Annotated in this window: 19 protein-coding genes; 4 read left to right on the top strand and 15 right to left on the bottom strand. The window is 69.9% G+C overall.

The genetic code is table 11. The annotated features are described in order from the left end of the window. Window positions 1–69: 69 nt before the first annotated feature. Window positions 70–1602, top strand: a complete 1533-nt coding sequence (gene pdxR, locus DEH84_RS16525) for a MocR-like pyridoxine biosynthesis transcription factor PdxR (RefSeq protein ID WP_109037918.1) — start codon at window positions 70–72, stop codon at window positions 1600–1602. 25 nt (window positions 1603–1627) lie between these two features. Here the strand turns inward: pdxR (DEH84_RS16525) and DEH84_RS16520 are convergent, their stop codons facing one another. The 5 genes from DEH84_RS16520 to DEH84_RS16500 all read right to left on the bottom strand — a co-directional run bounded on the left by DEH84_RS16520 (window position 1628) and on the right by DEH84_RS16500 (window position 7463). Next, a complete protein-coding gene (locus DEH84_RS16520; protein WP_109037916.1) occupies window positions 1628–2923 on the bottom strand; it encodes a DcaP family trimeric outer membrane transporter in 1296 nt (431 codons plus the stop codon). A gap of 159 nt (window positions 2924–3082) precedes the next feature. Then, entirely contained in the window at window positions 3083–3901 is an 819-nt protein-coding gene (locus DEH84_RS16515) for an ABC transporter permease (protein WP_109037914.1), read from the bottom strand. 17 nt (window positions 3902–3918) lie between these two features. After that, window positions 3919–5190, bottom strand: coding sequence for an ABC transporter permease (locus DEH84_RS16510; protein ID WP_218929738.1), 1272 nt, complete (start codon window positions 5188–5190; stop codon window positions 3919–3921). A gap of 60 nt (window positions 5191–5250) precedes the next feature. Then, window positions 5251–6297, bottom strand: coding sequence for an ABC transporter substrate-binding protein (locus tag DEH84_RS16505; RefSeq protein WP_109037912.1), 1047 nt, complete (start codon window positions 6295–6297; stop codon window positions 5251–5253). Window positions 6298–6344: 47 nt separating this feature from the next. After that, a complete protein-coding gene (locus DEH84_RS16500) occupies window positions 6345–7463 on the bottom strand; it encodes an ABC transporter ATP-binding protein (RefSeq protein ID WP_109037910.1) in 1119 nt (372 codons plus the stop codon). A 203-nt stretch (window positions 7464–7666) separates the two neighbouring features. Here DEH84_RS16500 and pdxR (DEH84_RS16495) point away from each other — a divergent pair, with 203 nt between their 5' ends. Beyond that, window positions 7667–9169 (top strand): MocR-like pyridoxine biosynthesis transcription factor PdxR, encoded by a 1503-nt coding sequence (pdxR, locus tag DEH84_RS16495; protein ID WP_109037908.1) that lies wholly within the window; start codon window positions 7667–7669, stop codon window positions 9167–9169. 13 nt (window positions 9170–9182) lie between these two features. On the opposite strand, the gene DEH84_RS16490 is transcribed toward pdxR (DEH84_RS16495), so the two are convergent. The 4 genes from DEH84_RS16490 to DEH84_RS16475 form a co-directional block, all read right to left on the bottom strand. Further along, window positions 9183–10001: a gamma-glutamyl-gamma-aminobutyrate hydrolase family protein gene (locus DEH84_RS16490; protein WP_109037906.1), complete on the bottom strand. Its 819-nt coding sequence runs from the start codon at window positions 9999–10001 to the stop codon at window positions 9183–9185. Between the two features lie 69 nt (window positions 10002–10070). Then, complete coding sequence (locus tag DEH84_RS16485; RefSeq protein ID WP_109037904.1) at window positions 10071–11843, bottom strand: PAS domain-containing hybrid sensor histidine kinase/response regulator; 1773 nt, start codon at window positions 11841–11843, stop codon at window positions 10071–10073. Window positions 11844–12027: 184 nt separating this feature from the next. Continuing rightward, complete coding sequence (locus DEH84_RS16480; protein ID WP_109037902.1) at window positions 12028–12678, bottom strand: LON peptidase substrate-binding domain-containing protein; 651 nt, start codon at window positions 12676–12678, stop codon at window positions 12028–12030. A gap of 8 nt (window positions 12679–12686) precedes the next feature. Continuing rightward, window positions 12687–13499: an alpha/beta fold hydrolase gene (locus DEH84_RS16475; RefSeq protein WP_109037901.1), complete on the bottom strand. Its 813-nt coding sequence runs from the start codon at window positions 13497–13499 to the stop codon at window positions 12687–12689. 153 nt (window positions 13500–13652) lie between these two features. Between DEH84_RS16475 and mgtA the strand changes: the two genes are divergently transcribed. Then, window positions 13653–16244, top strand: a complete 2592-nt coding sequence (gene mgtA, locus DEH84_RS16470) for a magnesium-translocating P-type ATPase (RefSeq protein ID WP_109037899.1) — start codon at window positions 13653–13655, stop codon at window positions 16242–16244. A 7-nt stretch (window positions 16245–16251) separates the two neighbouring features. On the opposite strand, the gene DEH84_RS16465 is transcribed toward mgtA, so the two are convergent. The 5 genes from DEH84_RS16465 to DEH84_RS16445 form a co-directional block, all read right to left on the bottom strand. Beyond that, the gene (locus DEH84_RS16465; protein WP_109037897.1) at window positions 16252–16875 is read right to left on the bottom strand and encodes a flavin reductase family protein; all 624 of its coding nucleotides are present in this window, start codon (window positions 16873–16875) and stop codon (window positions 16252–16254) included. Window positions 16876–16893: 18 nt separating this feature from the next. Then, window positions 16894–19005: a TonB-dependent receptor gene (locus DEH84_RS16460; protein ID WP_245932624.1), complete on the bottom strand. Its 2112-nt coding sequence runs from the start codon at window positions 19003–19005 to the stop codon at window positions 16894–16896. 114 nt (window positions 19006–19119) lie between these two features. Then, entirely contained in the window at window positions 19120–20337 is a 1218-nt protein-coding gene (locus DEH84_RS16455) for a PQQ-dependent sugar dehydrogenase (protein ID WP_109037895.1), read from the bottom strand. Window positions 20338–20375: 38 nt separating this feature from the next. Then, a complete protein-coding gene (gene fghA / locus DEH84_RS16450; RefSeq protein WP_109037893.1) occupies window positions 20376–21257 on the bottom strand; it encodes an S-formylglutathione hydrolase in 882 nt (293 codons plus the stop codon). A gap of 12 nt (window positions 21258–21269) precedes the next feature. Beyond that, window positions 21270–22388 carry an S-(hydroxymethyl)glutathione dehydrogenase/class III alcohol dehydrogenase gene (locus DEH84_RS16445; RefSeq protein ID WP_109037891.1) on the bottom strand — a complete coding sequence of 373 codons (1119 nt, stop codon included), beginning with the start codon at window positions 22386–22388 and terminating at the stop codon, window positions 21270–21272. Window positions 22389–22584: 196 nt separating this feature from the next. Here DEH84_RS16445 and DEH84_RS16440 point away from each other — a divergent pair, with 196 nt between their 5' ends. Further along, window positions 22585–23778: an amino acid aminotransferase gene (locus tag DEH84_RS16440; RefSeq protein WP_109037889.1), complete on the top strand. Its 1194-nt coding sequence runs from the start codon at window positions 22585–22587 to the stop codon at window positions 23776–23778. A gap of 60 nt (window positions 23779–23838) precedes the next feature. On the opposite strand, the gene DEH84_RS19660 is transcribed toward DEH84_RS16440, so the two are convergent. Continuing rightward, on the bottom strand, window positions 23839–25413 hold the full coding sequence (locus DEH84_RS19660; protein WP_109037887.1) for a methyl-accepting chemotaxis protein: 1575 nt from the start codon (window positions 25411–25413) through the stop codon (window positions 23839–23841). Window positions 25414–25491 lie beyond the last annotated feature (78 nt).

The following is a 25491-nucleotide window of genomic DNA, read 5'->3' as shown; positions in this document are numbered from 1 at the left end:
GTGAAGGTTAGGGTGTTATGGATCTATGATTAAGGTCCACTTTTGTGATTTTGATGGAGCCACTTTCCGATGAAGACGACGGCCTTGTCCGACTGGCTGCAGCAGCGTCTGCGTCGCGATGGGTCTGAGCCGGTCTACCGCCAGTTGCAGCAGCTGCTGAGGCAGGCGGTGATCAGCGGCGAGCTGCCGGCGCACACGCGCCTGCCGTCGTCGCGCCTGCTGGCGCAGGAGCTGGGCATTGCCCGCAACACCGTGATCGATGTGTACGAGCAGCTCGCGGTGGAGGGCTGTGTGGTGAGCCGCCAGGGCAGCGGCACGGTGGTGGCCGACCTGTCGGCCGAGCGCCTGCCGACGCCCACCCGGGCGCGGTCTGCGCGGGGCCGGGGTGCCGGTGCCGAGCCCGGGGTTGCAGCCGGGGCCGAGGTGGCCGATGCGCACGGCGCCGCGCAGTTGTCGCCCCGCGGCGAGGCCCTGCTGGCCGCGGCCAGCGTGTCGACTCGGCAGTGGGGCGCCTTCATGCCCGGTGTGCCCGATGTGACGGAGTTTCCGGCGCGCACCTGGATGCGGCTGGAGAACCGGCGCTGGCGCCACCCCGAGCCCGAGCTGCTGAGCTATGCGCCGGGCGGCGGACTGCCGCGCCTGCGCGAGGCCCTGGCCGCGCACCTGCGCACCGCGCGTTCGGTGGTGTGCGAGCCCGAGCAGCTGATCCTCACCACCGGCAGCCACCAGTCCATCGACCTGACGCTGCGGCTGCTGGCCTCGCCCGGCGAGCACGTGTGGCTGGAAGACCCGTGCTACTGGGGCCTGCGCAGCAGCCTGGCCTCGCTGGAGGCGCGCATCGTGCCCGTGCCGGTGGACGCCGAGGGTCTGGCCTGGCAGGACGGCGGGCCGCATCCGGTGCCGCGCGCCATCCTGGTCACGCCGTCGCACCAGTATCCGCTGGGCATGGTGATGAGCCTGGCGCGCCGGCAGGCCCTGCTGGCCTACGCGCGCACGCATGGCAGCTGGATCATCGAAGACGACTACGACAGCGAGTTCCGCTATGGCACCCGTCCGTTGCCGGCCCTGCAGGGTCTCGACGACGCGGGCCGGGTGATCTATGTGGGCAGCCTCAGCAAGGTGCTGTTTCCGGGGCTGCGGCTCGGGTACCTGGTGGTGCCGCCGGCGCTGGCCGAACGCTTTGCACTGGGCTCGGCCGCGCTGTACCGCGAAGGGCAGGCGTGGCAGCAGGCGACGCTCGCCGATTTCATCGAGCAGGGGCACCTGGGTTCGCACATCCGGCGCATGCGCGGGCTCTATCACGAGCGTCGGCAGGCGCTGCTCGAGGCCATCCGCCAGCACTTCGGCGACACGCTGGCCGTGCGCGGGGACGATGCCGGGCTGCACCTGGTGCTGGCGCTGCCCGACCATGTGGACGATGTGGCCCTGGCCCGGGATGCGCTGGCGGCCGGCGTGGCGGTGCGGCCCTTGAGCCGTTACCACGCCGACCCGGCCCGTGCGCCCCGCGGGCTGCTGCTGGGCTATGCCTGCGTGCGCCCCGAGGCCATCCCGCCCGCCTTCGCGGTGCTGGCGCGGCAGGTGGCCGCCCGGCTGGGGGGATGAGACGGGGCGCACAGGGGGGCTCCGGTCAGAAGCTGTAGCGCACCGAGCCTTGCAGGCGGCTCATGTCGCCCTTGTCACCGGCTTCGGTGCGGCGGTTGCCCCAGCCGTACTCCACGCCCAGGTCCAGGCCCTTCGTGGCGGTCCAGATCAGGTTGGCGTAGGCCTGGTTGGTGCGCGTGTTCAGGCTGGCCACGTCGCCGAAGCCGGCGCCGTTGTCCATGCGCGTGAAGCCCCACATCAGGTGGCTGCGCAGCGCGTCGTTCCAGGCGTGCTGCACGCCGATGACGCCGCCCACGGCCTTCTCGGCCGAGAGTTTCACGCGGGTGGCGTCGTAGGCGACGGCGGCGTTGGCGTCCTGGATGTAACGGCCGATGCCCTTGCCGACGTTCAGCTGGTACAGGCCCGTGGTGGCCGCGCCCAGCTTCAGGCTGCCCGACAGGCCCAGGCCCCAGCCCAGTGTGTCGGCCTGGCGGTGGCCGGTGCCGTCTTCGGCGCGCAGGTCGCGGGCCAGGCCGCGCACGGCCACGTGGCCCCAGGGGCCGGTCTGCATCCAGCGGGCGATCAGGTCGGGCAGGCGGTCCTGCGCCACAGCGTTGCCGCTGGCGTCGCGCACGTCGGCCTGCGGGTTCTCGATGGCCAGGGCCAGGTTGCCTGTGGCCAGCGGCAGCGTGTAGCGCAGTTGGGCCTGGCGGATGAAGGACTGGCCGGTCGGGCCGTTGAACTCGAGCGTGTCACCAACCGAATCGAGGTCCATGAAGGTTGACCAGGTCTGGCCGGCCAGCCAGCGGCCGTATTCACCAAAGGCGTGGCGCAGGCGGGGGCGTGCCGAGTTCGTGTAGGTTTCCGAGCCGTCGCTGGTGAAGAAGTCGTATTCGATGCGGGTCTTGAGCGGGCCGCCAGCCGTGTCGGTCACGGTCTGCACGTTCAGGCGGGTGGTGCGTGCGCTCAGCGTGCTGGTGTTTCGGCGGCTGGCCCCGGCGCTGCCGTCCAGCGGCAGGTCGGACAGGCTCACGCCACGGCCCTGGTCACCCTTGATGTCGAGGGCGCCGTCGAGCTGCACATAGCCGCCCAGCTTGACCGCGGTCGAGGTGCCGGGCACGGGGATGAAACCGGCCGGTGCGGGCGCGCCGGTGTAGGCGGGTGCCGCGGCCACGGGCGCAGCGGCGGCGGCCTTCTGGCTCATCTGTTGAGCCTCGAGCTGCTCGACCTTGGCCAGCAGCTTCTGGACGGTGGCGCGCAGGTCCGACAGCTCGTCGGCATGGGCAGGCAGGGAGAAGGGGACCGCCAGCGCGAGCGCGGCAGCCAGACGTGTATGCTTCATGGTTGCTCCAGAACAAGGCACCCACCGTGCGCCCGGCAAGGTCTGGGATGGGTGCGTTTCACCGACACGCCTGCCGGTTGGCGCCGACAGGCGTGCTGCTTCAAGGCAGTCGACCGGACCGTCGGCTGCCTTGTTTTCTTTTCAGAGGGGGGCGGGGGCTCAGGTGCCGCGTGCGGCGGCGTTGCGGCCGCGCAGCCACTCGAGCGTGAGCAGCATCAGCACGGACATCACCGTGAGGATGGTCGCCACGGCGGCAATGGCCGGGCTGATGTTTTCGCGGATGCCGGCAAACATCTGGCGCGGCAGCGTGGTCTGCTCGGGGCTGGCCAGGAACAGCGTCACCACCACCTCGTCGAACGAGGTGCCGAAGGCGAACAGCCCGCCAGAAATCACGCCCGGGGCCACCAGCGGCAGGGTCACCTTGAAGAAGGTGTAGAGCGGGCTGGCGCCCAGGCTGGCCGCGGCGCGCACCAGGTTCATGTCGAAGCCCTGGAGCGTGGCGCTCACTGTGGTGACCACGAAGGGCACCCCGAGTGCCGCATGCACGATGACCAGGCCGAAGAAGTTGCCCGTCAGGCCGATGGGGGCGAAAAACAGGTAGGTGGCCACGCCGACGATGACCACCGGCACCACCATCGGCGAGATCAGGATGGCCGTGAGCACGGACTTGCCGGGGAAGTCGATGCGCGTCAGGCCGATGGCGGCCATCGTGCCCAGCACCATGGCCAGCAGCGTGGCCAGCGGGGCGACGATCAGGCTGTTGCGGAAGGCGTGTGTCCAGGTGCCCGAGGTCATCAGCTCTTCATACCAGCGCAGCGAGAAGCCGGTCATGGGGTAGAGCAGGAAGGAATCGGCGTTGAAGGACAACGGCACGATGACGAGCAGCGGGGCCACGAGGAAGAGCAGCACGGCGGCCACGATCACCCGCAGGGTCACGTGCCACAGTTGTTCGACGCGGGAAGCGTAGGCAGGCAGCATGGTGTGGGCCTTTCGGGTCAGCGGGACTTGGCGGCAAACGTGGTGTTGCCGACCAGCCGGTTGTAGACGGTGTAGAGCACCGAGATGGCCACCAGCAGCAGGGCGGAGAGCGCCGCGGCCATGCCCCAGTTGATGGTCTCGTTCGTGTAGAAGGCGACGAAGTAGCTCACCATCTGCTCCTTCGGCCCGCCCAGCAGCGCCGGGGTGATGTAGTAGCCGATGGACAGGATGAAGACCAGGATGCCGCCGGCCGCCAGGCCCGGCACCGTCATCGGGAAGTAGACCTTCCAGAAGCTCTTGAACGGCGGGCAACCCAGCGACACGGCCGCGCGCAGGTAGACCGGCGAGATGCCCTTCATCACGCTGTAGAGCGGCAGGATCATGAAGGGCAGCAGGATGTGCACCATCGAGATGTAGACGCCGATGCGGTTGAACACGAGGTGCAGCGGCTGGTCGATCACACCGAGCGCCATCAGCGCCTGGTTGACCAGGCCACCGTCCTGCAGGATGACGATCCAGGCGGCCACGCGCACCAGGATCGAGGTCCAGAACGGCAGGAGCACGCAGATCATCAGCAGGTTGGAGGTGCGGGCAGGCAGGCGGGCGAGCAGGTAGGCCACCGGAAAGCCGAGCACGCAGCAGCACAGCGTGACGACGAAGCTCATCCACAGCGTGCGACCGAACACGTCGAGGAAGACGCCTTCGCCTTCCGGTGCGCCGACGATGTGGCCGGCTTCATCGCGGCGCAGGTCGAGCGCCGTCAGCAGGTAGTGGTCGGTGTGGGCGCGGGCATTGCGCGCCACCAGTTGCCAGGTGTCGCTCTCGCCCCAGCGGGCATCCATCTCGATCAGCGCGGCCTTGGCCGGACCCGTGGGGGGCTCGGCGGCCAGCTTGCGCGCGCTGTTCATGATCAGCGAGCGCATGCCGGTGCGCTCCATGTTCAGGCGCTTGGCGGCGGCGGCCAGTTCCTCGCTGCCCTTGGCCTGGATCAGGTCGGCCTGCAGCGCGGCGTAGGCGGCCTCGTCGGGCAGGCCCTGCTGCGACCAGCCGGCCAGGGCCTTGGTGGTGGCCGGCAGCGCGGTGTGCACCTCGGGGTTGTCGACCGCCTTGTTCAGCAGCCCGATGATGGGCCACAGAAAGGTGAAGATCAGGAACAGCGCCAGCGGGGCGATCAGGGCACCGTAGCGCAGCTTCTTCAGCCGTTCGGCGCGCCGCAGCTGCGCCTTGAGCGACGTGGTCTGCACCGGCAGGGCGGGGGGCGGGGTGTCGGCCATCGCGATCGAGCTCATGGGAATGTCCTCGTCAGAGGCCGGCCCTGCACCGCGCAGGACCGGCTCCGGGGTGGGAAGTTACTTCGCGGCCCAGGCGTGGAAGCGCTGTTCCAGGTCTTCGCCGTGTTCCACCCAGAAGGCGGTGTTGGTGGCGATGGCGGTCTTCATGTTGGCCGGGGCCGTGGGCAGCGTGGCAGCCAGCGTCGGCTCGATCTGGCCCATGGCCTTCACGTGCGTCGGGCCGTAGGGGATCTCGCCGGAGAAGACCTTCTGGTTCTCGGGCTTGGCCAGGGCCGCCAAGAACTTGTACGACAGGTCACGCTTGGGCGCGCCCTTCGGGATGGCATAGGCCTCGATGTCGTAGATGTTGCCGGTCCAGACGATCTTGAGGTTCTTGCCTTCCTTCTGTGCGCCGGCGATGCGGCCGTTGAAGGCCGTGCTCATCACGACGTCGCCCGAGGCCAGCAGCTGCGGCGGCTGCGCACCGGCTTCCCACCACTGGATGTTGGCCTTGAGCTGGTCGAGCTTCTTGAAGGCGCGGTCCACGCCGGCCTTGGTGCCCAGCACCTTGTAGACATCGTTGGGGGCCACGCCGTCGGCCATCAGCGCAAACTCGAGCGTGTACTTGGCGCCCTTGCGCATGCCGCGCTTGCCCGGGAACTTCTTGACGTCCCAGAAATCGGCCCAGGTCACCGGCGCGGTCTTGAGCTTGTCGGCGTTGTAGGCCATCACGGTCGACCACACGAAGAAGCCGAAGCCGCATTCCGTCACGGCCGCGGGCAGGAAGTCCTTCTTGTTGCCGATCTTGCTGTAGTCCAGCTTCTCGTAGACGCCTTCTTCGCAGCCGCGGGCCAGCTCGGGCGACTCGACCTCGACGACGTCCCAGCTCACCTGTTTGGCCTCGACCATGGCCTTGACCTTGGCCTGCTCACCGTTGTATTCGCCCTTGACCAGCGGGATCTGGGTGGACTTGGTGAAGGGCTCGTAGAAGGCCTTGATCTGGGCCTGCTGGTTGACGCCGCCGAACGAGATGACGGTCAGGCTGGACTGGGCCTGCGAGGTGCCGGCGGCAACCAGGCCGGCAGCGATCGCCAGGGCAGAAAACGCACGGGAAGAGACGGACATGGACGGACTCCGGAATCGTGGGTTGCGGGTGGGAGGAAGCGGAACGGTCAGGCGGCTTCGGCCACGTCGAGCGCACGCAGGTGCTCGGGCGGCAGGGCCACGCGGACGGACTCACCGGCCTGCAGGCTGCGGTTGAGTTGCGAGATCGGGGTCTTGACGGCGATGTCGGGCTGGCCGGGCAGGGCCATGCACACGCGCACGTGGTCGCCGAGGTAGATGATTTCCTTGACCTGGGCCGAGAACTGGTTGGGGCCGGCCGGCACGCCGTCGTCGACCAGGTAGGCGCGTTCGGGGCGCACGGACACCAGCGTGCGGGCGCCGGTTTCGCGCACGTTGCCGACGCGGGCCTCGACCTGCGCGCCGCCGTCCAGCGTCACGGTGCACTGCTCGCCCTGCACGGCGCTGATGGTGCCCTGCAGCGCGTTGTTCTCGCCGATGAAGCTGGCGACGAAGGCGTTGGCGGGGCGCTCGTACAGCGCCTCGGCCGAGTCGATCTGCTGGATCACGCCCTTGTCGAACACGGCGATGCGGTCGGACATCGTCAGGGCCTCGGCCTGGTCGTGCGTGACGAAGACGACGGTGACGCCGAGGTTCTGGTGGATGTGCTTGATCTCGAGCTGCATGTGCTCGCGCAGTTGCTTGTCGAGCGCGCCCAGCGGTTCGTCCATCAGCACCAGTTCGGGATCGAACACCAGGGCGCGGGCCAGGGCGATGCGCTGCTGCTGGCCGCCCGAGAGCTGCTGCGGGTAGCGGCTGGCGAACTGCTCCAGCCGCACCATGCCCAGCGCCTTCTTGACCTTGGCATCGATCTCGGCGGCGGGCAGCTTGCGCACGGCCAGCGGAAAGCGCAGGTTCTCGGCCACCGTCATGTGCGGGAACAGCGCGTAGTTCTGGAACACCATGCCGATGTTGCGCTTGTGCGGGGGCACGGTGTTGATGACGCGCTCGCCCAGGCGGATCTCGCCCGAGGTCGGGGTCTCGAAGCCGGCCAGCATCATCAGGCAGGTGGTCTTGCCGGAGCCCGAGGGGCCGAGCAGGGTCAGGAACTCGCCGCGACGGATGTCGAGGTTCAGGTCACGAACGATGAGCTTTTCACCGTCGTAGGTCTTCTGCACGTTGCGGAAGGACACGTGCGGCGCGTCGGGGCGGGGGGTCTGTGGACGCATCGGAGGCTCCAGGCTCGAACAGGTGTGACAGCCGGCGGGGACAGCTTGGCAAGGCGCTTGAGCGTGTCCTGTGTCACCGGAATGGCGCGGGTTGGGGGCATCATAGAAGTGTCATTGGTTTAAAGTAGAACCAATTTCCGCAGATTGGAGGGAACCAATATAGGGATAGCCCTCTTGTCTGCTCCGTCCGGGAACACCAGTCCATGGAATCACGTCTGATCTCGGAGCTGCTGATGCAGCATCTCGAACGCCAGCCCGAGAACCTCAAGCTGCGCATCAAGGTCTACATGGCGCTGCGCGGCGCCATCCTCGAAGGCCGGCTGCCGCCCGGCACCAAGCTGCCGCCCACGCGCACGCTGGCCGAAGACATGGACGTAGGGCGCAACACCATCGTGCGTGTCTACGAACAGCTCACCGTCGAGGGCTACATCGAGGGCCGCGTGGGCGATGGCAGCTATGTCTCGGATGCGGTGGCGCGCGGGCCGAAGACCGAGGCACCCAAGCGGCTGCTGGGTGCGCGGCGCGAAGGGCTGTCGCGCCGGGGCGGGGCCATTGCGGCGCATGCGGGCAGTTCGATCGCGCAGCGCGGCGCGTTCACGCCCGGCGTGCCGGATGTGGAGCTGTTCCCGTTTGCGGTGTGGCGCAAGCTGGTGGCCAAGTACATCGACCAGGACCAGTCGCACCTGCTGCAGTACGCGTATGCGGGCTATGGCCCCTTGCGCAAGACGCTGGCGAGCTACCTGCGTGTCACGCGCATGATGCCGGTCGATCCCAAGCAGATCATCATCATCAACGGCTCGCACCAGGCCATCGACCTGTGCGCCCGGCTGCTGGCCGACCACGGCGACCGGGCGTGGATCGAGGACCCGGGCTACTGGGGGGCGCGCAACGTGCTGAGTGCGGCCGGCCTGCAGGTGCAGCCCATTCCGCTCGATGACAAGGGCATCGCGCCGACGGCCGAGGACTGGGGCCGGCCACCGCGGCTGATCTTCGTGTCCCCCTCCAGCCAGTACCCGACCGGCACGATGCTGTCGCTGGACCGCCGCCTGGCGCTGCTGGAGCGGGCCGATGAAGCCGGCTCGTGGATCATCGAAGACGACTACGACAACGAGCTGCACTATTCGGGGCGTCCGCTGGCCTCGCTGTTCGGGCTGGCCAACCGCCAGCGCGTGATCTACCTGGGCACCCTGAGCAAGGTGATGTTCCCGGGCATCCGCCTGGCCTACCTGGTGGTGCCGGAAGACCTGGTCGATGCCTTCGTGATCGGCAATGCCGAGCTGTACCGCGGCGGGCGGCTGGCCGAGCAGGCGGCATTGGCCGAGTTCATCGAAGAGGGCCACTTCACCGGCCACATCAAGCGCATGCGCGGGGTCTACAGCGAGCGCCGCGCGGTGCTGCTCGACGAGATGAAGGCCTGCCTGGGCGACCTGGTCTCGCCTTCCGACGGCCATGCCGGGCTGCAGATCGTCTATCGCTTCAACCAGCCGGTGGACGACACCATGGTGGTGGCGCAGTCGTTGGCCGAGGGCGTGGTGTGCCGGCCGCTGTCGATGTACTACATCGACCAGTCACGCCGGCAACCGGGGCTCAACCTCGGCTTTGCCGCGGTACCGGAAGCGCGCATCCGCCCGGCGGTGCACACGCTGGCCAGTGTGATCGAGCGGGAGCATGCGCGCATGCTGCAGCGGGCCGCCCTGCGGGGCTGACGCTCCGAGGCACCTACCGGGTGCCGGCCTGGGCCTCTGCCGGATGGTGCACGCGCTGCCATGCGCGACAGGCATCCCCGAACGCGGTCAGGATGGCCATGGACACCGGGTTGTCGGCGGCCTGCCATTCAGGATGCCATTGCACGCAGAGGCTGAAACCTGGCCCATCGGCCACCGAGAACGCCTCGACCAGCCCGTCGGGCGCGGTGGCTTCGACGCGCAGGCCCGGTGCGAGCCGCTTCACGCCCTGGCCATGCAGGCTGTTGACGCGCACCTCGGACGCGGGCAACAGCGAGGCCAGCACCCCTCCGGGTTTCAGGCTCACTGAATGAGCCAGTCCGTACTGTGTTTCCACCGGCTCGTCGTCCGCGGGGGCGCGGTGGTCTGCCAGGCCCTGTTGCTCGTGCACGGCCTGGTGCAGCGTTCCCCCCAGGGCCACGTTGGTTTCCTGAAAGCCGCGGCAGATGCCGAGCAGGGGCAGCCCGCGCGCGACCGCCTCGCGGATCAGCGGCAGCGTCCAGCGGTCGCGCATCGGGTCCAGCGGCAGGGTCGGGTCGTGCACGGCCTCGTCGAAGTGGTCGGGGTGCACGTTCGAAGGCGAGCCGGTCAGGAGCACGCCGTCGGCCAGGTCGAGCCAGGCGGGCAGCTCGTCCGGGTGGGCGGCCGGCACGATCACCGGCAGGCAGCCGGCCAGGCGCACCGCCTCGACATACTTGCGCCCGACCATGTGGAAGGGGTGCTGGCCCAGCGGGCGGTTGCAGGCCGGGATCAGCACCCGGGGCGCGTGACGCGGCAGGGCGCGCTCGATGAGGTGGGGGGCAGAGGAAACCATGGGGGCAGCGGAACTCCGTGACCCCCCACGATACCGGCCTCCTTCCGCGATGGGAAGGGGCCTGCGGGCTCACTGCGGCGGTGCGGCCTGGGTGCTCGGCAGCTGCGACAGGATGGTCAGCAGCCGGTTGATCTGCAGCGGCTTGACCAGATAGTGGTTGAAGCCGGTCTGCAGCGCCCGGGCAATGTGCTCGGGCAGCGCGTCGGCACTGAGCGCAATCAGCGGCAGCTTCTTGAACGCCGCCTGCCCGCGCAGGCGTCGGCACAGATCGAGCCCGCTGCCGTCGGGCAGGTTGATGTCCACCAGGGCCACGTCGGGGTGCGTGGCCTCGATGCTGGCCATGCCCTCGGCGGCGGTTTCGGCCGAGTACAGGCGCACCTGGGGGTAGGGCGAGAACAGCGCCTCGACCAGGCTGCGGTTCAGGGCGTTGTCTTCGATGTGGACGACGCGCAGGGGCGGCAGCATCACGGCGGGCTCGCCGCCGCTGCGCAGCTGGCCCAGGCGCAGCGCCCCGGGCCCCTCGGCCAGCGGCAGGTGCAGGCTGAAGGTGCTGCCCTTGCCGAGCGTCGAGCTCACCTCGATGCGCCCGTGCATCAGCTCGGCCAGCCGCTGTGACACCGCCAGCCCCAGGCCGTTGCCCACGGGCTTGCCGGGCGAGGTGTCCAGCCGGGTGAAGGGCTGGAACAGGCGCGGCAGATCATGCTGCTCGATGCCGAAGCCCTGGTCGCGCACCTCGACGATGCCGACGCGCTCGTCCTGCGCCACGCGCCCCTGCAGCCACACGGTCGCGCCGCGCGGGCTGAACTTGATCGCGTTGCTCATCAGGTTGAGCAGGATGGAGCGGGTGTGCTGCGGATCGGCCCACAGCGGCGGGCACTGCGAGTCCACCACCACGGTGATCTCCTGCGCCAGCGCGTCTTCGTCCAGCGCTGCACGCACCTCCCGCAACAGCATGCTCATGTCGACGCGCTGCGGGCGGATGCCGAGCGGGCGCTCTTCCAGGCGGGCGTATTCCAGCGCCTGGTCCAGCAGCGACAGCAACTGCTGCCCGGCGGTGTGGATGTGGCCGATCTGCCGGCGCTGCGCCTCGGGCAGGTGGCCGGTGTCGTGCATGTCGAGCAGCTGCGTGAAGCCGAGGATGGCGTTCAGCGGCGAGCGCATGCTGTGGCTCATCCGGCTGAGGAACTCGGACTTGGTGGCGAGCGCCACCTCGGCCTCGAGCCGGCGGTTGTGCTCGGATTCGGCACGGCGGTGTTCACTGATGTCGTGCAGCACCTCGATGTAGCGGTTGATCTGGCCGTCCTGGCCGTGCAGCGGCTGCACCGAGCGGCTCACCCAGAAGGGCTCGCCGTCCTTGCGGTGGTGGCACACCTCCAGCCGTTCGACGGTGGCGCCCTGGGCCAGCATCTGGTTGATGCGGGTGATGGTGGCGGTGTCGGTGTGCGGGCCGCTGAGCAGCTCTTCGGGCTGCTGGCCGTGGCTTTCGGTGAGCGTGAAGCCGGTCAGGCGGGTGAAGGCGGGGTTGACCCAGGTGATGCAACGGCGCGCATCGCAGATGAGGATGGCGTCGGTGGCGCGGTCGGCCACCAGGGCCAGCTCCTGGTTGGTGGCCTGGGCGCGGGCGAGTGCGGCCTGCACCTGGCGCAGCACCTGGCCCTGCTGTTCGAAGGCTTCCTGGCGCTGGTGCAGCTCTTCCAGCAGGCGGTCGGCATCGTCCGCCATGGAGGGCGAGATGCCGGCGGGCAAGGCGCGGCGGCCTACCGGGCGCCAGGTGGGCGGGGTGCCCAGGTCGCCCGGCGGAAAGGGGGATGCGCCCGGTTCGTTGCCGGTCGGTTCTGGCATGGCCTGCTCCTCGGATCGGGTGTCCGTGGTCGGTACAGCACCTGGACTCGTGTGGAATCGGCGCTGCCCTGACACGAGTCGCTGACCGGGTGGGTCAGCGCTGCGACCGGCGGCGCAAACGGCTCACCAGTGTAGGCATTTCGAGGGGGCTTGGGCAGCTTGCGACCCTCGGCGAAACCCGGGATCAGCGCGCCGTGTCGGCCTGGCGGGCCAGGCGCTCCAGCCATTCGGCAACCAGCTCCAGGCGCCACAAGGGGTTGTCCAGGGTCATCAGTCGGTGGCGCTCGGCTGCGGTGATGGGCAGCAGCTCGCTCCAGCGGTTCGACAGCCAGCCAGCGTCGTGCCAGCGCGGGTCGGAATGCGGCACGGCGGCGGCCACCGGCGCATCGTCGCCCAGGGCGCGCAGGGCATCCTGCAGGCGGGGCGCCAGGCTGACGAGGTCGGCCGGCACGGCCGCTGCGGCGTCATCGGGCAGGAGGGTGGCCTGACCTGTCCACAGCCCGTGGGGCCGCTGTGCGTGGCCCGTCAGCGTGAAGCGCGGGCCGCCGCGGCACTGCACCAGCATCAAGCCGGGTTGCGGGCGCTCGACCCGTTCGAGTGTGGCCAGGGTGCCCACGTCGGCAAAGGTTTCGGCGGGCTGGGGGCCCGGGCCCCCAGCGGGAGCGCGCCGCACCTCGCTGCCGCGCTGCAGCATCACGACCCCGAAGGGCTCGCCGCTGGCTTCACAGCGTTTCATCAGGTCGAGGTAGCGCACCTCGAAGATCTGCAAGGGCAGCAGGCCGCCGGGAAACAGCACGGTGTGCAAGGGGAACAGCGGCAGGTCGTCGAGGGGCATGTGCGCTCCTAGCGGGGCAGAGGGTGGCGGGCCAGGAAGGCCGACACGGCGTCGACCGTGGCCGGCAGGTGGCTCCAGAACGGCGCATGGCGGGCGCCTTCGATCCACGCCAGTTCGGCATGGGGCAGGCGTTCGGCCAGCAGCCGCCCGTTGTCGGGCACGTTGACCGGATCCTGCGTGCCGTGCAGGACCAGGGTGGGCGCCTGGGCGGTGGCCAGGCCGGCCCAGGCGTCGTGTGCCTCGCTGGCTTCGTAGTAGCGGCGCAGCACGGGCAGCGCAATGGGCCGGCGGCGCATGAGGCCGGGCAGGGCGTCGGCGTGGGCCGCAGCCCAGTCCGGCGGCACCATGGTGGCGGCCAGAGCGGCCAGGTCGCCGCGGGCGAGCATCGCGCTCACTTCGGGGTCGCGGGCCACGCCATGCGCATTGCCCGGCGTGCTGCCGGCGAGCACCAGGGCGCCCAGCCGGTCGCCATGGTCGACGGCGAACCACTGCGCCACGCGGCCGCCCAGTGAGAAGCCGATCAGGTGCGCACGCGGCAGGCCCAGGGTGTCGAGCACGGCGATCAGGTCATGCGCCATGTCGCGGGTCTGCCAGGGGCCGGCGTCTGCGGGGGGCAGCGGGTCGCTGTCGCCGATGCCGCGCGGGTCCACCGCGATGGGGCGCCATCGGCCGGGCGCCGTCGCGGTCAGCGCCTGGCTGAAGCCGTGCCAGAAGTGGCGGTCCTGGCCCTGGCCGCACACGAGCAGCACCGGCTCGCCGGGGCCCCTCGCGTCGTTGAGGGCCAGCCGGGTGCCGTCCGGGGTGCTTGCAAAGGTCGTCATGGCGCCATGATGCCGTGGCGCCCGGCCGATGGGGGCGGATGCCCTTTACCTCTCATCCAGGATGGCGTGCCGGGGCTGAAGGTGGCGCGACATCGGGGGCACGCCATGTGGCCTGCATCGCGGTGTCATGCGAAGCCGGCCAGAATGAGGGTCATGGCCGATCCAGCTGACACCGAACAGGCCGCGCGGACCGCGTTGCGCGCGCACGCAGCGCAGCCTGCAGAGGCGGTGCTGCGTGCACTGGGTTCCGGCCCGCAGGGCCTGTCCGAGCGCGAGGCGGGCGGTCGGCTGCGGGTGCACGGCCCGAACGCCGTGGGGCGCACCCATGCACCGCCCGGGTGGCGGGTGCTGGCCGGGCGCCTTGCCAATCCGCTCAATGTGCTGCTGCTGGCGCTGTCGGCCGTGTCGTTCGCCACGGCCAATCCGCAGTCGGGCGGCCTGATCCTGGCCATGGTGGTGCTCAGCATCGGCCTGAGCACGTGGCAGGAACGCCGCTCGGGTCGCGCGGCGGCGGCGCTGCGGGCCATGGTGCATACGCGCGCCTCGGTGTGGCGCGACGGGCAGCTCCAGGAGCGGCCCATAGAAGCGCTCGTGCCCGGCGATGTGCTGCACCTGTCGGCGGGCGATCTGGTGCCGGCCGACGCGCGCCTGCTGTCGGCCCGTGACTGCTTTGTCAACGAGGCAGCGCTCACGGGCGAGGCCCTGCCCGCCGAGAAGAACCCCACGCCCCAGACCGATGACGCCGACGCGCTGGCGCTGCACAACACCGTGTTCATGGGCACGCACATCGCCAGCGGCACGGCCACGGCCGTGGTGGTGCACACGGGGAACCAGGCGGTGTTTGGCGGGCTGGCCCAGGCCGTGGCCGCCGAGCGCGTGCAGACGGCCTTCGATCAGGGCCTGGACCGCTTCACCCGCCTGATGCTGCGTTTCATGGCGGTGATGGTGCCGCTGGTGCTGGTGATCAATGGCGTGGGCAAGGGCGACTGGGTCGAGGCCCTGCTGTTCGCCACCGCGGTGGCCGTCGGCCTCACGCCCGAGATGCTGCCGATGCTGGTCACGGTGAACCTGTCGCGCGGGGCGCTGGCGATGTCGCGGCGGCAGGTCATCGTCAAGCGGCTGCCCGCCATCCAGGACCTGGGCGCCATGGATGTGCTGTGCACCGACAAGACCGGCACCCTGACGCAGGACCGCATCCTGCTGGAAAAGTACGTCGGGCTCGATGGCCAGGCCAGCCCGCGGGTGCTGGAGCTGGCCTACCTGAACAGCCACTACCAGACGGGGCTGAAGAACCTGATGGATGTGGCCGTGCTGCAGTACGCCGAGGTGCACGAGCGGGTGCATGCCGAAGGCTTGTACGAGAAGGTCGACGAACTGCCGTTCGACTTCGAGCGGCGGCGCATGTCGGTCGTCGTGTCGCGCGGCGACGAATGCCTGCTGATCTGCAAGGGCGCCGTCGACGAGGTCTTCAGCGCGTGCAGCCACGGCGAGGCCGGCGGGCAGCGGTTCGCGCTCGATGCCGAGCAGGGGGCCCGGATCCGGGCTGCGACCGCAGCGCTCAATGCCGACGGCTTTCGGGTCATCGCGATCGCGAGCCGCAGCCTGTCGGCGGAAGAACGCGCTCACCCCCTGAGCGTGGCCGACGAGCGCGCCCTGGTGCTGCAGGGCTACATCGCCTTCCTCGATCCCCCGAAGGACAGCGCGCGGCCGGCACTGGCGGCCCTGGCCGGGCATGGCGTGGCGGTGAAGGTGCTGACCGGGGACAACGAGCTCGTGACGCGCAAGGTGTGCCGCGAGGTCGGGCTCGATGTGCAGCACGTGATGCTGGGCCCGGAGGTGGCCGCCCTCCACGACCTGCAGTTGCGCGAGCGGGTCGAGGATGTGCAAGTGTTTGCTCGCCTGACGCCCGGCCAGAAGGCCCGTGTGATCGCGGCGCTGCGGGCGCGCGGACATGTGGTCGGCTACCTGGGCGATGGCATCAACGACGGCCCGGCGCTGAAGGCGGCCGACGTGGGCCTGTCGGTCGACTCGGCGGTGGACATTGCCAAGGAATCGGCCGACATCATCCTGCTCGAGAAAAGCCTGCTGGTGCTGGACGACGGGGTGGTGGAGGGGCGTCGGGTGTTCGCCAACCTGCTCAAGTACATCCGCATGGGCGCGAGTTCGAACTTCGGCAATGCGCTGAGCGTGCTGGGCGCCAGCGCCTGGCTGCCCTTTCTGCCCATGGCGCCGGTGCAGGTGTTGACGAACAACCTGCTGTACGACCTGTCGCAGAGCGCCATCCCGACCGACCGGGTCGACGACGACGAGCTGGCCACCCCTCGCCGCTGGGAGACGGGCCACCTCGCGCGCTACATGCTCACCATGGGCGCCCTGAGCTCGCTGTTCGACTACGCCACGTTTGCCGTGCTGTACTGGGCCCTGCACGCGCAGACGGTGGCCCAGGCCACGCTGTTCCAGACCGGGTGGTTCATCGAGTCGCTGCTGTCGCAGACGCTGGTGATCCACCTCATCCGCACGCGGCAGATCCCGTTCGTCACGAGCCGCGCCAGCCCGGCGCTCACGGCCACGACCCTGGCGGTGTGCCTGATCGGCATGGTGCTGCCGTGGTCACCGCTGGCGCCGGCGCTCGGCATGGCGCCGATGCCGGCCGCCTGGTGGCCGATGCTGGCCGCGGTGCTGGTGGCGTATCTGATGGCCACCCATGTGGTGTCGCGCTGGGCGCGTCGGTGGGCTGGGCTGTGAGCCCGCTTCAGCGCGGGCGGGCCATCCGGAAGCGCTGCGCCTCGGTGATGCCGAAGTAGTCGGCCGGGCCGCCGCCCCGGGTGATGGGCTCGGCCGCGGCGGTGTCGTACACGCCGTCGCGGATGAGGTGGCGGGCGATGTGCACGGCCACCACCTCGCCCATCACCAGCCAGGTCGGGATGGGTGCGCCATCGGCCGTCTGCAGCGCGATGATCTGGCTGACGCGGCATTCGAATGAGACCGGGCTTTCGGCCACGCGCGGGGCGGCCACTCGCCGGCCGGGTACGGCGGTCAGGCCGGCGAGCTGGAATTCGTCCACGTCGGGCGGCACGGGGGCGCAGCTCGCGTTCATCGCCTCGGCCAGCGGGCGGGTCGCGAGGTTCCAGGTGAACACGCCGGTCTCGCGTGCGTTGCGCAGCGTGTCCTTCTCGCCCAGGCTGGCAAAGCCCACGATGGGCGGCACGTAGTTGAAGGCGTTGAAGAAGCTGTAGGGCGCGAGGTTGGCGACGCCCTTGGCGCTCTGCGTGCCGATCCAGCCAATGGGGCGCGGCGCGACGATGGCGTTGAAGGGGTCGTGGGCGAGGCCATGGCCCTGCGCCGGTTCGTAGTAATGGCGTTCGAATTCGGTCATGCCGTCACTGTAGGCTGCTCAGAATGACATCGCCACGGTGAGGCGAAAGCTGCGCGGCTCGGCCGGGTGGCTGTGGATGTCGGCAATGCCCTCGGCGGGCTCACCGGCCAGGCGCGAGGTGTAAAAGTAGTCGATGTCGCTGGCGCGGCGGTTGAACAGGTTGAACACGTCGAGGGCCAGCCTGACGTCGCGCGTGAGCTGATGGCCCACCCGCAGGTAGGCCAGCGTGGTGCCCTTGGAGCGCACGCTGTTGTCCTCGATCAGCGGGCGGGGGCCGAAGTAGCGCAGCTGGAACTGCGCCGACCACGGGCCGAGGTCGGTGAGGCTGGCGCCCAGGGCGGCCACGGTGCGCACGGCCCCGGGCACGTGCCGTCCGACGTTCGGGGCCTCGCCCTGCAGGGCGCGGAAGCGCGCCTGCGAGAAGGCCAGGTCGGCGTCCAGCAGCAGCCAGGAACGCACTTGCCAGTGGTTGTTCAACTCGATGCCGTGTCGCCGGCTGGCACCGCTCGCTTCGGTTTCGCCTGCGTCGCCCACGAACACCAGCTCCGAAGCCAGGTCCAGGCGCCACACCGACACCGAGGTCTGCAGGCCGGGCAGCCATTCGCCGCGCAGGCCCAGCTCGGCGCCGCGCGTGCGCACCAGCGGCACCGCCGCATCGACGGCCTCGCCACTGCGCGCCGCCACCCGGGCCGTCATGCCCCGCGCGTCGTTGCGGTGGTAGCCCTGGCCGGCATGGGCGAAGAACTCGGTGCGCGACCACGGGCCGAAGACCAGCGAGAGCTTGGGGCTCACGAGATGAGCCTGTCGGCTGCCGCTGTTGTCGGCGATCGAACTGCGCACGCGCGCGGACACCTGGTCGTGACGAACGCCGGCGATGCTGCGCAACCAGGGCAACCAGCGCGTGCTGTTCTGGGCGTACAGGCCCAGCAGCGTGTCGTTGACCTGGCTTTCCTGGGTCACGTCCACGCGTCGGCCGCCCGTGGCGGTATACAGGCCCACGGGCGAGAGGTGATCGTGGCGCAGCTGCAGGCCCACGGTGTGCTCGGTCTCGCGGCCGGCCAGCGTGGTGCGCCACAGGCGGCTGGCCTGCAGCCCCATCGCCTGGCGGGCTTCGGCCTGCTCGAACTGGTCGCCCGTGTCCGGGTTGTCGAGGTGGTAGGTGAAGTTGGAGAACAGCGTGAGCCGCGAGGCCAGGGCCCAGGCGCCGAGCTGCCATTCGCCGTCGTTGACCACAGTCAGGCGGTTCCACGACAGGCTGAGCCGCTCGGTGTCGCCGTGGTCGGTCGGGTCGATGGCGCCGAACCGGCCGATGCGACCCGAGGCCACAGCGCGCTGCGGCACCTGGTCGGTGGCGCGCCAGCGGGCGCGGTAGGCCATGGCGGTCCACGATTGCCGGGTGTCGCCCTCGGCCTGGGTGTAGCGCAGCACGCCGTTGAAGCGCTTGAGGCCTTCGCCCTGTTCCCACGGCCCGTGGTGGTGGCTGGCCTCGACGGCGTACAGCCAGGTGCCCCCTTGCGGGCGGTCGACCGAGTTGGCCACCAGCACGCGGGCGTGGTCGTAGCTGCCCAGGGTGACGCTGGCCAGGCCACGCGGCAGCCGGTCCACCAGCTTCAGGCGGGCCGAGCCGGCCGAGGCAAAGTCCCCGTCTTCCGCCGCATACGGGCCTTTGCGGTAGTGGATGCGGTCGATCAGCTCGGGGATGAGCCAGTTCAGGTCGGTGTAGCCCTGGCCGTGCGCGTGGCTGGGCATGTTGGCCGGCATGCCGTCGACCCAGGTGGCGAAGTCGGTGCCGTGGTCCAGGTTGAAGCCGCGCAGGTAATACTGGTTGGCCTTGCCGCCGCCGCTGTGCTGCGACACGATCACACCGGGCACGAACTCCAGCACCTCGGCGGGCCGCAGCGTGGGCCGACGTTGCAGCAGCGCGTGGGTGACGGTGCCTTCGCTGGCCGCATCGTTGCTGCCCACGGCATTGAGGTAGTTGGCCTTCACGGCCACGTCCGGTGCCTCGCCCGGCGCAGGCGGCTCGGCGGCTTGCGTGCACAGCGCGGTCCAGCAGAGCGCGGCAGGCAGCAGCATCTGCCGGCCGGCTCGGGCCATCAAGGGAAAGGACGACAGGACAGTGGAACGCATGGCAAGGGCGGCGCAGCCGGCATGGCAGCCTGCACGCGCGCCGGATGCAACCGGATGCGGGCAGGCCGAAAACGAAGTCCGCAGTGTGCCAGTGCGCGGGCGGCCGACGCGCGGTCAGCGCACCACACGCAACAGGCGTCCGTCGTCGCTGTCGGTCAGCAGGTAGAGCCAGCCGTCGGGGCCCTGCCGCACATCGCGGATGCGCTCGCCCAGGTTCTGCAGCAGGGCTTCGCGCGACACCACCTGCCCGTCACGCAGCGCGAGGCGCCACAGGGCCCGGCCGCTGAGGGCACCCGTGAACAGGCTGCCCTTCCAGCCGGGGTAGCGGTCGCCGGTGTAGAACGCCAGGCCACTGGGTGAGACCGAGGGCACCCAGGTGCTGACGGGCTCGGTGAACGTGGGCGCGTGTGTGCCGCCCTGCACGCGGCAGGCTCCATTGCCGCCCACGCTGCCGTAGGGGCAGCCGTAGCTCCGCAATGGCCAGCCGAAGTTGCGCCCGGCCAGCGCGCGGTTGAGTTCGTCGCCGCCCTGCGGGCCGTGCTCGACCACCCACAGCTCGCCGGTGTCCGGCTGCAGCGCGGCACCCTGTGGATTGCGGTGGCCCGTGCTCCAGATGCCCGGCAGCGCCGGGCTGGACCACGTCGGGTTGTCGGCCGGGATGCGGCCGTCGCGGTGGATGCGCACGACCTTGCCGAAGGTGGTCTGCAGGTTCTGCGCGAAGTCGCGCCCGGGCGCGCTGGGCGAGTCCAGCATGCGCTCGCCCAAGGTCACGAACAGCGTGCCGTCGCGCGCGAACACCAGGCGCGCGCCGAAGTGTCCGGCGCCACGTACCTTCGGCGTCTGGCGGAAGATCACCTGCACGTCCACCAGCTGCTGGCCTTGCAGGCGGCCACGCGCCACGGCCGTGCCGGCCAGCCCGCTTTCTGCGCCTCGGCCGGGCTCGCTGTAACTGAGGTAGACCCAGGGTGTCTTGCCGAAATCGGGGTCGATCGCCACATCCAGCAGGCCGCCCTGGCCCCGCGCCTGCACGGCCGGCACCCCGCCCACGGCGGACACCTTGCCGTCGGCCGCCACCCGTTGCAGCGTGCCCCCGCGCTCGGTGACCAGCATCGTCCCGTCGGGCAGAAAGGCCAGCCCCCACGGGTTGCGCAGGCCCTGGGCCACGGTCTGGGTCTGCACGGCCAGCGGGGCGCCGCCGGGGCCTGCGGCACCGGGCAGCGCGGCCTGGGCTTCCGGGCTCAGCGTGGGGGTGCAGGCCGCGAGCACCGCGCTCAGCAGCAGCGCCGCGGCCCGCGCGGACCGGCTGGCAAAAGGCAGAGGCGAACAACGCATGGGATCCCTTCTTTCAGCGCGGCACGGGGGCCACCGTGTCAGTCGGCGAGCGGGGCCCGATCGGCCCGCAGCGTGCGGGCGTGGTGGGCCAGGTGGTCGGCCACCACGCTCTGGATGAAGTAATAACCGTGGTCGTAGCCCGCGTGCCGACGCAGCGTCAACGGCTGCCCGCGCGTGCGGCATGCCATCTCGAAGGCCTCCGGGTACAGCTGCGTGGGCAGGAACTTGTCGGCCAGACCCTGGTCGATCAGGATGCCATCCGGGTAGGGCACCGTGGGCGATTGCCCCATCAGCGCCGTGGCGTCGTGCGCTTCCCAGGCCGCGCGCGAGGCGCCGAGGTAGCCGGTGAAGGCCTTCTCGCCCCAGGGGCAGTCGGTCGGGTGGCAGATCGGCGCCAGCGCCGACAGCGAGCGGTACTGGCCCGGGTGGCGCAGGGCCAGCGTGAGCGCGCCGTGGCCGCCCATCGAGTGACCGAAAATCCCCGCGTGGCTCAGGTCGACCGGCAGGTGGTGGCCCACCAGCTGGTGCAGTTCCTCGGTCACATAGGTTTCCATGCGCCAGTTCGTCGACCAGGGGGCCTCGGTGGCATCGAGGTAGAAGCCCGCGCCCACGCCGAAGTCCCAGCTGTCGGCCTGACCGGGGACATCGGTGCCGCGCGGGCTGGTGTCCGGTGTCACGATGGCCAGACCCAGGCGGGCCGCATGCTGCTGCGCGCCGGCCTTGATGGCGAACGTCTCTTCGGTGCAGGTCAGGCCTGCGAGGTAGAACAGCACCGGCACCTTCGCGCCAGCTTCGAGCGCCTGCGGCGGCAGGAACACGCCGAACTGCATGGGCGTGCCCGTGGCCATCGAGGCGTGGCGGTAGAAGCGCTGCACGCCGCCGAAGCAGGCGTGCTCGCTGAGCAGTTCGAGCGTGCTCATGGTGGCCTTTCGTCAGTACACGACGACCGAACGGATCGACTCGCCGCGCTTCATCAGGTCGAAGCCCTCGTTGATCTGTTCGAGCTTGAGCGTGTGCGTGATCAGGTCGTCGATGTTGAGCTTGCCTTCCATGTACCAGTCGACGATCTTCGGGACGTCGGTGCGGCCGCGCGCGCCGCCGAAGGCCGAGCCCTCCCACTTGCGGCCGGTCACCAGCTGGAAGGGGCGGGTGCTGATCTCTGCACCGGCCTCGGCCACACCGATGATGATGGAGCGGCCCCAGCCCTTGTGGCAGCACTCGAGCGACTGGCGCATGGTCTTGACGTTGCCGATGCACTCGAAGCTGTAGTCGGCGCCGCCGTCCGTCAGCTGCACGATGGCATCCACGATGTTGCCGCCGGCGGCTTCCAGGTCTTTCGGATTCAGGAAGTGCGTCATGCCGAACTTCCGCGCCATGGCCTCGCGTTCGGGGTTCAGGTCGATGCCGATGATCTTGTCGGCGCCCACCATCTTGGCACCCTGGATCACGTTCAGGCCGATGCCGCCCAGGCCGAAGACGACCACGTTGGCCCCGGCCTCCACCTTGGCGGTGAACAGCACGGCGCCCACGCCGGTCGTCACGCCGCAGCCGATGTAGCAGACCTTGTCGAAGGGCGCGTCGGGGCGGATCTTGGCCAGCGCAATTTCGGGCGCGACGATGTGGTTGGCAAAGGTGCTGGTGCCCATGTAGTGCAGGATGGGCTGGCCGTTGAGCGAGAAGCGCGAGGTGCCATCGGGCATCAGGCCCTTGCCCTGCGTGGCGCGGATCTTCTGGCACAGGTTGGTCTTGCGGCTCAGGCAGAACTTGCACTCGCGGCACTCGGGCGTGTAGAGCGGGATCACGTGGTCGCCGGGGCGCAGGCTCTTGACGCCCGGGCCCACGTCGACCACCACGCCGGCGCCTTCATGGCCCAGGATGGCGGGGAACAGGCCTTCCGGATCGGCGCCCGACAGCGTGTAGTAATCGGTGTGGCAGATGCCGGTGGCCTTGACCTCGACGAGCACCTCGCCCTCGCGCGGGCCCTCCAGGTCGACGGTTTCGATGGTCAGTGGGGCACCGGCTTTCCAGGCGACGGCGGCACGGGTTTTCATGGGCAGGGTTCCTGTGTCTGAGTGAGAGGGGGGAGGCGGTGATGCGGGGCGGGCACCTCCCTCGTGCGCAGCGTGGCGCAGGCTGCCACGATAGCGGCAAACGCAAGTCCGAGGAAGTTGCCGGGGCTGCACATGCCGATAATGGCGGGCTGCGGTGTCTGGCGATGCCGCGCGCCCGAAGACCAGGAGCCCTCGCATGTTTCAGCACGTCGACGCCTACCCCGGCGACCCCATCCTCACGCTCAACGAAGACTTCCAGAAGGACCCGCGCGCGGGCAAGATCAACCTGAGCATCGGCATCTACTTCGACAACGAAGGCCGCCTGCCGGTGATGAACGCCGTGCGCGAGGCCGAGTCGGCGCTGCTGTCGGCCATCGGCCCCAAGCCCTACCTGCCGATGACGGGCCACCCCGCCTACCGTGAGGCCGTGCAGCACCTGCTGTTCGGTGCCGACCATGAAGCGGTGCGCAGCGGCCGCATCGCCACCATCCAGACGCTGGGCGGCTCGGGCGGCCTGAAGGTGGGCGGCGACTTCCTCAAGCGCTACTTCCCCGATTCGCAGGTGTGGGTGAGCGACCCGACCTGGGACAACCACCGCGCGATGTTCGAAGGCGCGGGCTTCCAGGTCAACACCTACCCGTACTACGACCCGGCCACCAAGGGCCTGAAGTTCGATGCCATGCTGACGGCGATCGACGCGCTGCCGGCCCAGAGCATCGTGCTGCTGCACGCCTGCTGCCACAACCCCACCGGCGTCGACCTGAACCCGGCGCAGTGGACGCAGTTGATCGCCGTGCTCAAGCGCCGCAACCTGCTGCCCTACCTCGACATTGCCTACCAGGGCTTTGGTGACGGCATCGACGAAGACGCGTTTGCGCTGCGCGCGCTGGCCGATGCCGGCGTGAGCTTCTTCGTGGCCAACTCGTTTTCCAAGAGCTTCTCGCTGTACGGCGAGCGCGTGGGCGGCCTCAGCGTCGTCTGCCCCGACAAGGCCCAGGCGCAGCGGGTGCTGGGCCAGCTGATGTCGGCCGTGCGCCGCAACTATTCCAGCCCGCCCACGCATGGCGCGCAGATCGTGGCCCGCGTGCTGCAGACGCCGGCGCTGCGCCAGCTGTGGGCCGATGAGCTGACCGCCATGCGTGAACGCATCAAGGTCATGCGCCAGCGCCTGTACGACGGCGTGGTGGCCCGGCTGCCCGGCCGTGACGTGCGCTACTTCATCGACCAGCGCGGCATGTTCAGCTACACCGGCGTGAGCCCCGAGCAGGCCGATGCCCTGCGCACCGAGCACGGCGTGTACGTGCTGCGCTCGGGTCGCATGTGCGCTGCCGGCCTGAACGCCAACAACGTCGACCGCGTGGCCGAGGCCTTTGCCGCCGTGCTGCGCTGAACAAAAAAAAGCCGGCCACCGCACTGGCTGGCCGGCTTTCACTGCAGATGACAGAACGCTTCAGCCAGGGCGACCACTGAGCCTGAAACGTCCCACCACCTCGGCCAGGTGGCGTGCCTGCTCATGCAGGCTGCCCGCCGCCGCGGCCGATTCCTCCACCAGTGCCGCGTTCTGCTGCGTCATCTGGTCCAACTCGCTCACGGCCTCGTGCACCGTGCCCACGCCCAGGCTCTGCTCACGGGTGGCGTGCGCAATCTCCTGGATCAGGTCGTTCACCGCGGCCACCGATCCCACGATGGACTGCATGCGCTCACCGGCGTCATGCACCAGCCGGGCACCGCTTTCCACCTGCTCGGTCGAGGCCTGAATCAGGCTCTTGATCTCGCGGGCGGCCTGGGCGCTGCGCTGTGCCAGCGTGCGCACCTCACCGGCCACCACGGCGAACCCCCGACCCTGTTCGCCGGCGCGGGCGGCCTCGACGGCGGCGTTCAGGGCCAGGATGTTCGTCTGGAAAGCGATGCCGTCGATCACGCTGATGATCTCGGTGATCTTGCGGGCGCTGGTGTGGATGGCCTCCATCGTCGTCACCACCTCGGCCACCACCTCGCCACCCCGCTGGGCCTGCTCGGAGGCCGCCGCGGCCTGATGCTGCGCCGAGCCCGACGAGCTGCTGTTGTGCTGCACCGTGCTGGTCAGCTCCTCCATCGAGGCGGCCGTGTGCTGCAGGCGGGCGGCCGCCTGCTCGGTGCGGGAGCTCAGGTCGGTGTTGCCGGCGGCGATCTGCGCGCTGGCCAGGGCCACGTTGTCCACCGCCTGCTGCACCTCGCTCACCGTGTGATCCAGTCCGGCACTCATGGACTGCATGGCCTTCAGCAGGTGGGCGATCTCATCGCGGCCCGAGGCCAGCGGATGCGGCGCCTGCCCTTGTGCGATGTCGCCCTGGGCGATGGCTTCGGCGCGCGACACGGCCTCGCGCACCCCGCGGGCCAGATCACGGGCCGTGCGCTCACCCAGCACCGCCAGGCCGGCGGCCAGCACGAGCGCGCCGCCGAGCGTCCATGCCATCTGCGCCTGGAAAGCGTCCTGCAGGTCGTCGATGTAGAGGCCCGAGCCCACGATCCAGCCCCATGGCGCAAAGCCCTTGACGTATGACACCTTGTCGACTGGATCGACCGCGCCCGGCCGCGGCCACTGGTAGTGCACGAAGCCCGCGCCATCCTGCCGGACGGTGTCGACAAAGGCCTGGAACAGGCGCAGCCCGTTGGGGTCGGCCAGCTGGCTCACATCGCGGCCGTCGAGCTCGGGCTTGATGGGATGCAGCACGACACGCGGGTGCATGTCGTTGACCCAGAAATACTCGGTGCCGCCGTAGCGCAGGCGGGCCAGGGCGGTCTTGGCCTCCTGCTGGGCGGCCTGCTGGCTCAGCCGGCCGCTGAGCTGTCCGTCATGAGCCCATTGCAGGATGCCGTGCGCGACCTCGACGGTGTGCTGCACGGCGCGCTGCCGGTCGGCCAGCTGGTGCTGGTAGGACACCCGGAGCAGGGCACACGCGACGCCGAGCACACACAGCACCGACGCCAGCACGAGGGCGCGCAGCCGGTGGGCCACGCTGATCTGTCTGAACCACGAAAACATTGTTGTGAACCAATCAGGGTCTGCAGAGGGACACCCCGGGGTTCACCGGCCCGCCAGGCGGGGACATCGACGGGGCGC

Origin of the sequence: Aquabacterium olei (genome assembly GCF_003100395.1) — a bacterium.
GTDB classification, from domain to species: domain Bacteria; phylum Pseudomonadota; class Gammaproteobacteria; order Burkholderiales; family Burkholderiaceae_C; genus Aquabacterium; species Aquabacterium olei.
The sequence above is the reverse complement of the archived record's forward strand: the minus strand, read 5'-3'. Positions and strand labels throughout refer to the sequence as shown.

What these genes read in the sequence shown, in the direction of transcription:
- DEH84_RS16500 (WP_109037910.1), bottom strand. Translation starts at nt 7,463, where the DNA reads ATGCGTCCACAGACCCCCCGCCCCGACGCGCCGCACGTGTCCTTCCGC.
- DEH84_RS16515 (WP_109037914.1), bottom strand. Translation starts at nt 3,901, where the DNA reads ATGCTGCCTGCCTACGCTTCCCGCGTCGAACAACTGTGGCACGTGACC.
- DEH84_RS16475 (WP_109037901.1), bottom strand. Translation starts at nt 13,499, where the DNA reads ATGACGACCTTTGCAAGCACCCCGGACGGCACCCGGCTGGCCCTCAAC.
- DEH84_RS16465 (WP_109037897.1), bottom strand. Translation starts at nt 16,875, where the DNA reads ATGACCGAATTCGAACGCCATTACTACGAACCGGCGCAGGGCCATGGC.
- DEH84_RS16455 (WP_109037895.1), bottom strand. Translation starts at nt 20,337, where the DNA reads ATGCGTTGTTCGCCTCTGCCTTTTGCCAGCCGGTCCGCGCGGGCCGCG.
- DEH84_RS16505 (WP_109037912.1), bottom strand. Translation starts at nt 6,297, where the DNA reads ATGTCCGTCTCTTCCCGTGCGTTTTCTGCCCTGGCGATCGCTGCCGGC.
- pdxR (WP_109037908.1), top strand. Translation starts at nt 7,667, where the DNA reads ATGGAATCACGTCTGATCTCGGAGCTGCTGATGCAGCATCTCGAACGC.
- DEH84_RS16485 (WP_109037904.1), bottom strand. Translation starts at nt 11,843, where the DNA reads ATGCCAGAACCGACCGGCAACGAACCGGGCGCATCCCCCTTTCCGCCG.
- DEH84_RS16445 (WP_109037891.1), bottom strand. Translation starts at nt 22,388, where the DNA reads ATGAAAACCCGTGCCGCCGTCGCCTGGAAAGCCGGTGCCCCACTGACC.
- pdxR (WP_109037918.1), top strand. Translation starts at nt 70, where the DNA reads ATGAAGACGACGGCCTTGTCCGACTGGCTGCAGCAGCGTCTGCGTCGC.
- DEH84_RS16520 (WP_109037916.1), bottom strand. Translation starts at nt 2,923, where the DNA reads ATGAAGCATACACGTCTGGCTGCCGCGCTCGCGCTGGCGGTCCCCTTC.
- DEH84_RS16460 (WP_245932624.1), bottom strand. Translation starts at nt 19,005, where the DNA reads ATGCGTTCCACTGTCCTGTCGTCCTTTCCCTTGATGGCCCGAGCCGGC.
- mgtA (WP_109037899.1), top strand. Translation starts at nt 13,653, where the DNA reads ATGGCCGATCCAGCTGACACCGAACAGGCCGCGCGGACCGCGTTGCGC.
- DEH84_RS16440 (WP_109037889.1), top strand. Translation starts at nt 22,585, where the DNA reads ATGTTTCAGCACGTCGACGCCTACCCCGGCGACCCCATCCTCACGCTC.
- DEH84_RS16490 (WP_109037906.1), bottom strand. Translation starts at nt 10,001, where the DNA reads ATGGTTTCCTCTGCCCCCCACCTCATCGAGCGCGCCCTGCCGCGTCAC.
- DEH84_RS16480 (WP_109037902.1), bottom strand. Translation starts at nt 12,678, where the DNA reads ATGCCCCTCGACGACCTGCCGCTGTTCCCCTTGCACACCGTGCTGTTT.
- DEH84_RS19660 (WP_109037887.1), bottom strand. Translation starts at nt 25,413, where the DNA reads ATGTTTTCGTGGTTCAGACAGATCAGCGTGGCCCACCGGCTGCGCGCC.
- DEH84_RS16510 (WP_218929738.1), bottom strand. Translation starts at nt 5,190, where the DNA reads ATGAGCTCGATCGCGATGGCCGACACCCCGCCCCCCGCCCTGCCGGTG.
- fghA (WP_109037893.1), bottom strand. Translation starts at nt 21,257, where the DNA reads ATGAGCACGCTCGAACTGCTCAGCGAGCACGCCTGCTTCGGCGGCGTG.